Annotated in this window: 8 protein-coding genes and 1 pseudogene; 6 read left to right on the top strand and 3 right to left on the bottom strand. The window is 65.7% G+C overall.

Going from position 1 to position 7186, the window contains the following annotated elements; all coding sequences use genetic code 11:
• Positions 1-207 (bottom strand): annotated as a pseudogene (locus AC1DDH_RS20095) (amidohydrolase); the annotation flags it as partial.
• 446 nt (positions 208-653) lie between these two features.
• The gene (locus AC1DDH_RS20090; RefSeq protein ID WP_230012081.1) at positions 654-1172 is read right to left on the bottom strand and encodes a GNAT family N-acetyltransferase; all 519 of its coding nucleotides are present in this window, start codon (positions 1170-1172) and stop codon (positions 654-656) included.
• Positions 1173-1420: 248 nt separating this feature from the next.
• On the opposite strand from AC1DDH_RS20090, the gene murA reads away from it, so the two are divergent.
• Genes murA through AC1DDH_RS20070 form a run of 4 tightly spaced genes read left to right on the top strand, consistent with a single transcriptional unit; the run spans position 1421 to position 5715 of the window.
• On the top strand, positions 1421-2746 hold the full coding sequence (gene murA / locus AC1DDH_RS20085; protein WP_028278332.1) for a UDP-N-acetylglucosamine 1-carboxyvinyltransferase: 1326 nt from the start codon (positions 1421-1423) through the stop codon (positions 2744-2746).
• Positions 2747-2756: 10 nt separating this feature from the next.
• Entirely contained in the window at positions 2757-3503 is a 747-nt protein-coding gene (locus AC1DDH_RS20080; RefSeq protein WP_476956161.1) for a lysophospholipid acyltransferase family protein, read from the top strand.
• A 14-nt stretch (positions 3504-3517) separates the two neighbouring features.
• Complete coding sequence (locus AC1DDH_RS20075) at positions 3518-4567, top strand: NAD(P)H-dependent glycerol-3-phosphate dehydrogenase (RefSeq protein ID WP_476857278.1); 1050 nt, start codon at positions 3518-3520, stop codon at positions 4565-4567.
• A gap of 17 nt (positions 4568-4584) precedes the next feature.
• Positions 4585-5715: a D-alanine--D-alanine ligase family protein gene (locus AC1DDH_RS20070; RefSeq protein WP_476857279.1), complete on the top strand. Its 1131-nt coding sequence runs from the start codon at positions 4585-4587 to the stop codon at positions 5713-5715.
• Positions 5716-5763: 48 nt separating this feature from the next.
• Here the strand turns inward: AC1DDH_RS20070 and AC1DDH_RS20065 are convergent, their stop codons facing one another.
• Positions 5764-6264, bottom strand: a complete 501-nt coding sequence (locus AC1DDH_RS20065; RefSeq protein WP_476857220.1) for a DUF3515 family protein — start codon at positions 6262-6264, stop codon at positions 5764-5766.
• 359 nt (positions 6265-6623) lie between these two features.
• Between AC1DDH_RS20065 and AC1DDH_RS20060 the strand changes: the two genes are divergently transcribed.
• Both AC1DDH_RS20060 and AC1DDH_RS20055 read left to right on the top strand, forming a co-directional pair.
• Positions 6624-6875: a hypothetical protein gene (locus AC1DDH_RS20060; protein ID WP_476857221.1), complete on the top strand. Its 252-nt coding sequence runs from the start codon at positions 6624-6626 to the stop codon at positions 6873-6875.
• Positions 6876-6892: 17 nt separating this feature from the next.
• Positions 6893-7183, top strand: a complete 291-nt coding sequence (locus tag AC1DDH_RS20055; protein WP_476857222.1) for a hypothetical protein — start codon at positions 6893-6895, stop codon at positions 7181-7183.
• Positions 7184-7186 lie beyond the last annotated feature (3 nt).

Genomic DNA, 7186 nt, shown 5'->3' with positions numbered 1-7186 from the left:
CGCAGCGTCCCCGAAGTACACGCCGGGAGTGGACAGGGACAGGATGCCGGTCTGCACGTCGTGCCTGTCCATGAACTTCAACGCTGAGCGCTCGGACCACGACGGCAGGCCAATGCCGCCGGGGCGGATGCCCTCTTCAAGCATCCAGCGCGCATACCCGGGCGGAACGATGTGCTGATGCGTGTCAATGCGGTACGGCCGGCCCATCCGGATCCTTGTCCACGTCGTTTCGCTGATATGCGGGCCCTCAGCGGATGTGAACAATCTACTCGCAAATCCGACCCCTGAGCAGACCGCCGAACGGTGCCTGGGACTGCGCTAGACCGTCACTGTGTGCTCGTCGAACTTCTGTGTACCAAGGCCGCGGGCGCTGGGATCCGTTCTCTTAGTCGCCCTGCTGGTTGTCCGTGGTCAGCGCGCGTCCGGGGGTCGAGGTGACAGGTGACGGCAGAGGCTAGAGCGCGTAAATGAACGTCCTGAAGGACACATGAACAGGTGCCGCCCCGCCCACGTGAAAGTAACAATCCATGAGCAACAGCAAAACGCGCAGACCCTATCCCGGAACTACGACCGCCAAGTGCCTCGGCCCCTAGCCATAGGCCTCAGGAATCCACTGACAACAGCATTGAGATTCCTTCTATTTGTGCTTCCGGTTAGGCGGGCCCGACCCAGTAGCGGCGTTTGCCGTTGCGGCTGTCTTCGTAGACGCCACCGTTCTTTTCGATTGTGGCCCGGGAACCGGCGTTATCTTCATCGCAAGTGAGGAGAATTCGGGCGATGCCCAGCTCCCTGGCAATTGGCAGGGCGTTGGCCAAGGCGGCAGCTGCGTGGCCGCGGCGCCGTGCGGAGGGCCTCACGCTGTAGCCGATGTGCCCACCCTGATTGAGAAGGAAATCGTTCAGCTCGTGCCGGATGGCCAGTGAGCCAAGGAAAGTGTCACCGTCCACGATCCACAGGTATGTGCAGGGTACGTACCCTGTTTTCCTCGGGCTCTCCGGCCGGGCATCGTTGACGAGGGCATCGACGAAGCGGCGGAACGACTGGTCATCTTCGAGTTCTTCCAGTGGCCAGTCCTCCGCACCCGCGCCGTCCCGGTGGGCGCCGTCAAATTCGGCGGATCCTTCCAGCCAGGAGGAGTGATAGATGACGTCCGGAGCGATAAGGCGAGGCATTACACGATCGTATTCGAAGGGTTCTCCTTTTCTCAGGAGTTGGTCCGGTCCTCGGTGCACCGGGCAAACCCTCAGCGCCCACCTTGCGCAAAGCCCGCAGGCCCGAAAGCGCCGCCGCATCCGTGCCGAAAGGGCCAACACGGGGCCCCTGGAACCGCTCCGTATTTCAGATCGGTAACGGATGCTCCTATGCTTAGCTGGAGCCTTTGTAAGGATTTGGGGGCGAGTAGTCGTGAGGAAACCGGTATATGAGTAGTGTTCTGACAATCCGCGGAGGCGTCCCGCTAACTGGCCGCGTCACCGTTCGCGGGGCCAAGAATCTTGTCCCCAAGGCCATGGTTGCCGCCCTTTTGGGCAATGAGCCATCGGTGTTGCGCAACGTGCCTGAAATTAAGGACGTCGAGGTTGTCACGAGCCTGCTCCAGCTGCACGGCGTCAGGGTGGACAAGGATCCCGTGACCGGCGATCTGACGCTTGACCCGAAGGGCGCCAAGACGGCCTCCAGCACGGCCATCGACGCCCACGCCGGCGATTCGCGCATCCCGATCCTGCTGTGCGGGCCGCTAATCCATGCCATCGGCGAGGCCTTCATCCCGGACCTGGGTGGCTGCAAGATCGGCGACCGTCCGATCGATTACCACCTCAATGTCCTGCGCCAGTTCGGCGCCGTCGTGGAAAAGCGCCCCGGCGGCATCCACATCTCCGCGCCCAACGGGCTCAAGGGCGCCAAGATTGCGCTGCCCTACCCGTCCGTGGGCGCCACCGAGCAGGTCCTGCTGAGCGCCACGCGCGCCGAAGGCATCACCGAACTCTCCGGGGCGGCCACCGAACCGGAAATCGTGGACCTGATCGCGGTGCTGCAGAAGATGGGCGCCATCATCAGCGTCCAGACGGACCGCACCATCCGCATCGAAGGCGTCCGGGACCTCGGCGGCTACAACCACCGCGCCCTCTCGGACCGCAACGAGTCCGCCTCCTGGGCTTCCGCGGCCTTGGTCACCCGCGGCGACATCTTTGTCGAAGGCGCCACGCAGCGCGACATGATGACCTTCCTGAACACGTACCGCAAAGTCGGCGGCGGCATGGACATCGGCGACGACGGCATCCGCTTCTACCACCGCGGCGGCAAGCTCAACCCCCTGGTCCTCGAAACAGACGTGCACCCCGGATTCATGACGGACTGGCAGCAGCCGCTCATCGTCGCACTGACCCAGGCCGAGGGCGTTTCGATTGTCCACGAGACCGTCTACGAGAACCGGTTCGGCTTCACCGATGCACTGATCCGCATGGGCGCCAATATCCAGGTCCACCGCGAGTGCCTCGGCAGCGTGCCGTGCCGCTTCGGCCAGCGCAACTTCCTGCACTCCGCCGTCATCTCCGGTCCGGCGCAGCTCAAGGGCACCGACATCGACGTCCCGGACCTGCGCGGCGGATTCAGCCACCTCATTGCCGCCCTGGCCGCCACCGGCACCTCCCGCGTCACGGGAATCGACATCATCAACCGCGGCTACGAGCGCTTTACCGAGAAGCTCGCGGGCCTGGGCGCCGATTTCGACATCACCTCGGCCAAGTAGCGGGGGACCCGTGAAGGAATCGGCCAAGAGCCACGTCACGTTCGTGACAGTCGCCGGGATCATCCGGCCCGTGATGAACCTCCTCATGGGAAAGAAGTGGGAAGGCCTCGAAAAGCTCCCCGCCGGGGGCTTCATCGCCGCGCCCAACCACTGCACGGAAATCGACCCGCTGGTGGTGGGGCACATGCTCTACAACCAGAAACGGATGCCGCATTTCCTCGCCAAGGCCGGCCTCTTCAAGGAGCCGGTCCTTGGCGCCGTCCTGCGCTCCACCAAGCAAATCCCGGTGGAACGTTCGACGACGGGGGCGAACCGTTCGCTGCAACTCGCCAAAGAGATCGTGAACGAAGGCGGGGCGATCATCATCTACCCAGAGGGAACCCTGACCCGGGACCCGGCACTCTGGCCGATGAAAGGGCACACCGGTGCCGCGCGGATGGCACTGGAGAGCGGCATTCCCGTGGTGCCCATCGCCCACTGGGGTGCCCAAGAGGTCTTCCCGCGGTATGCGAAGCGTTTCTACATTTTCCCCCGCAAGACCTCCCGCCTGGTGGTCGGGGATCCCGTGGACCTGAGCGCCTTTGAGGGCCGCTCGCTGGACAAGGCGACGCTCGACGCAGCCACGAATGCCATCATGGACGCCATCACCGGCCTCCTGGCGGGACTGCGTGGAGAACAACCGCCCGCGCAACGCTGGAACCCGGCGGCGCACAACCAGCCAACGCACGGCCGTATAGACCCGGACGTCACAGAGTGACGGCGGATTTGGCGATGTCGGCGGCCCGCGAATCCGGGTCCGCCGCCACAGTGGCCGTCCTGGGGGCAGGCTCCTGGGGCACGACCTTCGCCAAGGTCGTGGCCGACGCCGCCACAGCCTCCGGCGTCGAACGAAATATCCGCCTCTGGGGCCGGCGGCCCGAAGTCGTGGACCAGATCAATACCATGCACCGCAACGAGCAGTATCTGAAGGGCATCACGCTGCCGGCCAGCATCACGGCGTCGAAGGACGTTTCCGAGGTCCTGGCGGGCGCGGAGCTGGTCATTCTGGCCGTGCCGGCACAAACCCTGCGGCCGCAACTGAAGGCCTGGAAGGAGCATCTGGCGCCTGGGGCCGTCGTGGTGTCCCTGATGAAGGGCCTCGAGCTCCACACAGATGCCCGCATGAGCGAGGTCATCGGCACGGAGCTGGACCTGCCCGCGGACCGGGTCGCCGTGGTATCCGGTCCCAACCTGGCCATGGAGATCGCCCGGGAAGAGCCAACGGCATCCGTCGTGGCCTGCACGGAACCGGTCACCGCAGGCTGGATCGCGCGCAGCTGCACCGCGCCCTATTTCCGCCCGTACACCACCAACGATGTGGTCGGCGTCGAAATCGGCGGGATCGTCAAGAACATCATTGCTCTGGCCGTGGGAATCTGTGAAGGCAAGCAGATGGGGGACAACACCAAGGCCTCGGTCATCACCCGCGGCTTGGCCGAAACCTCACGGCTGACCCTCGCCCTGGGCGGCGAAGCCCGGACCATGGCGGGGCTCGCCGGCCTGGGCGATCTCGTGGCGACCTGTTCCTCGCCCCTGTCCCGAAACCACACGGCCGGCAGGCTGCTGGGCAAGGGGCTGACCCTCGACCAGGTCACCGCCGAAATGAAGCAAACGGCCGAAGGCATCAAGTCCAGCCAGGCGGTCCACGAACTTGCCGGAAAGCTCGGCGTCGATATGCCGATCACGGCCGCCGTCGTCGCGGTCCTTGCCGGAAAACTGTCCGTAGACGAACTGGGGCCGCTGCTGCTGTCCCGGGACCTGAAACCCGAAGGCGATTACTGAGAGTGTCAGAGAACAACATGACCACAGACGGCCGTACGGGCCAGCCCAAGCCCCGCGTGGCGGTGCTGTTCGGCGGTCGCTCCAGCGAGCACGCCGTCAGCTGCGTGACAGCCGCCGGCGTCCTGGGAGCCATCGACAAGGACAAGTACGACGTCATCCCGATCGGGATCGCCAAGACCGGCCAGTGGGTTTTGGCGTCCGGCGGAACCGACGAGTGGTCGCTCTCCGCCTCGTCGCTGCCCGAGGTGGCCCCCTCGGCGCAGACCGTGACCCTGGCCGAGATCGGCGGCGAGCACCAGCTGATCGTCGCAGCCCCGAACACCGTCCCGCAGGAGCTGGGCGCCGTCGACGTCGTCTTCCCGCTGCTGCACGGGCCCTTCGGCGAAGACGGCACCATCCAGGGCCTCCTGGAACTGTCCGACACCCGCTACGTGGGCGCGGGCGTGCTCGCGTCCGCCGTCGGCATGGACAAGCACTTCATGAAGGTGGTCTTTGAATCGGCCGGGCTCCACGTGGGACCCTACATCGCCGTGACTGACCGGCAGTGGCGCAACGATCCCGAGACCGTCCGCAAGCGCGTGGACCAGCTCGGCTTCCCGGTCTTCGTCAAGCCGGCCCGGGCAGGGTCTTCCATGGGAATCTCCAAGGTGGACTCCCTCGAGGGCCTCGACGCCGCCATAGAGATCGCCCGCGAGCACGACCCCAAGCTGGTCATCGAGGCCGGCATCACGGGCCGCGAGATCGAATGTGCCGTGCTGGAGGGCCGGGGGACCGATGCTCCCCGGACGTCGATGCCGGGTGAGATCTCCGTCGCGGGCGGCGGCCATGAATTCTATGACTTCAACGCCAAATATGTGGACGACGCCGCTGCCCTCAGCTGCCCGGCCGACCTCCCCGAAGAAGCGATCACCCGTGTCCGGGAACTGGCCGCGGTCGCCTTTGACGCCGTCGGCGGCGAGGGACTGAGCCGGGTTGACTTCTTCTACACCCCTGATGGCGAACTGATCATCAACGAGATCAACACCATGCCCGGGTTTACGCCCAAGAGCATGTACCCGCAGATGTGGAACGCCTCAGGACTGGGCTACGCCGACCTGATTGACGAGCTGATCCACCTGGCCCTGCACCGCAAGACCGGCCTGCGCTAGAACCGCGCTGCGCTGGAACCGGGCGGGCGCGGATGCGCCTGCCCGGGCCTACTTGCTGGTGGGGAGGTTCTGCAGGTCCTCTTGACCCACACATTTCCGGGTTGCCGGGATCTTCAGCGCGGCGGCGGAAAGGTCCGCCAGCACGGTGGCCGAACTGATCTTGTCCGGGTCCATCAGGATCTCCGTGGCCGGTTCGCGGCCGAACGTGGTCAGCGTCCACACGGGGTCGCCTTCCTTGATGACCCAGTCGACTTCGTTGACGCTGACACAGCGGTCGGTCGTGGGTCCGGGAACGTTGACGCCGCAGCGGAGAATCACTTGGGACGGATCGCCCCAGGCCGCAGTGGCCTGTGCGTTGGTCTTCCGCAGCTTGGCATCGCCGATCGCGTCCGGCAGGGCCAGCATCATCGGCGCGCAGGCCGCGTTCGCGGCATCCTTGGCGGGCTTGACGTCGACAACCGGGGAACACGAGGTCAAGGCCAGGCCGGCTGCGGCGGCCGCCACAGTCAAGGACAGGCGCGCGGAAACCAGACGGCTGAAAGGGAGCATTGATCCAGCTTATCCCGGTCCGCGTGGCGCTATGGTCCCGGTTTGGAGAGTAAAGGTAGCATCTCTAGGAACAGCCTGACTCTTACCATCGAGTAGACTGGGACCTCGTGCATCAGTGGGGCTCTGCCGACAATGACGTTAGTGTTGGCCGCATAACGCACACCTGATTCAATCTCGCACTGTGGGGGAGGGACTGTCGATGACGTCGTGCAGCCGAAAAAAGTCTATACGAGTGGGGCTGGGAGCTTTGATCCTCGCCGGCTCAGTCATGGGCACGGCGACAGCGGCAAACGCCGCGGTAGCCGTTCCCCACCCTCTCATCCGATTCCTGACCACGACGCCGGATCCTTCGCCCGGCGGTGGCTCCGGTGATCCTCTGCAGCCAGCGGACCCCGCTCCTGAGCCTGCACCTGCTCCCGACCCTGTTCCGGTCCCTCCGGCACCTCTTCCGGAGCCAGCCCCGACTCCTGCGCCCGCACCAGCCCCGGCTCCTGCGCCCGCACCGGCGCCTGCGCCAGCCCCCGCACCGGCGCCTGCGCCTGCGCCAGCCCCCGCGCCGGCGCCTGCGCCCGTGCCTGCTCCGGTGCCAGTACCCGCTCCTGCGGTGGTAATTCCCGCTCCTGTTCCGGTGCCCCCGCCCGTCCCGGCCCCCGTCGTCGAGGAAACCCCCTCGGAAACCCCGACCCCGACACCTACGCCTACACCGGCGCAGTCCACGGCTCCCGCTGTCATCGCGACGCCCACTCAGCCGCCGGTCATGGTGAAGTCCGAGGTCCAGGCCGCCGTGGCCGTTGCTACCGGCAGCCCCCTGGCCGTCCAGACCATCACCGTGCTGGTCTTGCTGGGCCTTGGCTTTGCCTACTTCCGGTTCATCGGTTCGAAGAAGGCCACCGGCGTCCCCCGGACCGGTAAGTCCTGACAC

The sequence above is a fragment of the Arthrobacter sp. 10T425 genome, from assembly GCF_056393985.1.
This window is presented reverse-complemented; position numbering and strand designations above follow the sequence as displayed.

Coding starts and splice junctions, on each gene's coding strand:
- AC1DDH_RS20070 (WP_476857279.1), top strand. CDS start 4,585: ATGACCACAGACGGCCGTACGGGCCAGCCCAAGCCCCGCGTGGCGGTG.
- AC1DDH_RS20065 (WP_476857220.1), bottom strand. CDS start 6,264: ATGCTCCCTTTCAGCCGTCTGGTTTCCGCGCGCCTGTCCTTGACTGTG.
- murA (WP_028278332.1), top strand. CDS start 1,421: ATGAGTAGTGTTCTGACAATCCGCGGAGGCGTCCCGCTAACTGGCCGC.
- AC1DDH_RS20090 (WP_230012081.1), bottom strand. CDS start 1,172: ATGCCTCGCCTTATCGCTCCGGACGTCATCTATCACTCCTCCTGGCTG.
- AC1DDH_RS20075 (WP_476857278.1), top strand. CDS start 3,518: ATGTCGGCGGCCCGCGAATCCGGGTCCGCCGCCACAGTGGCCGTCCTG.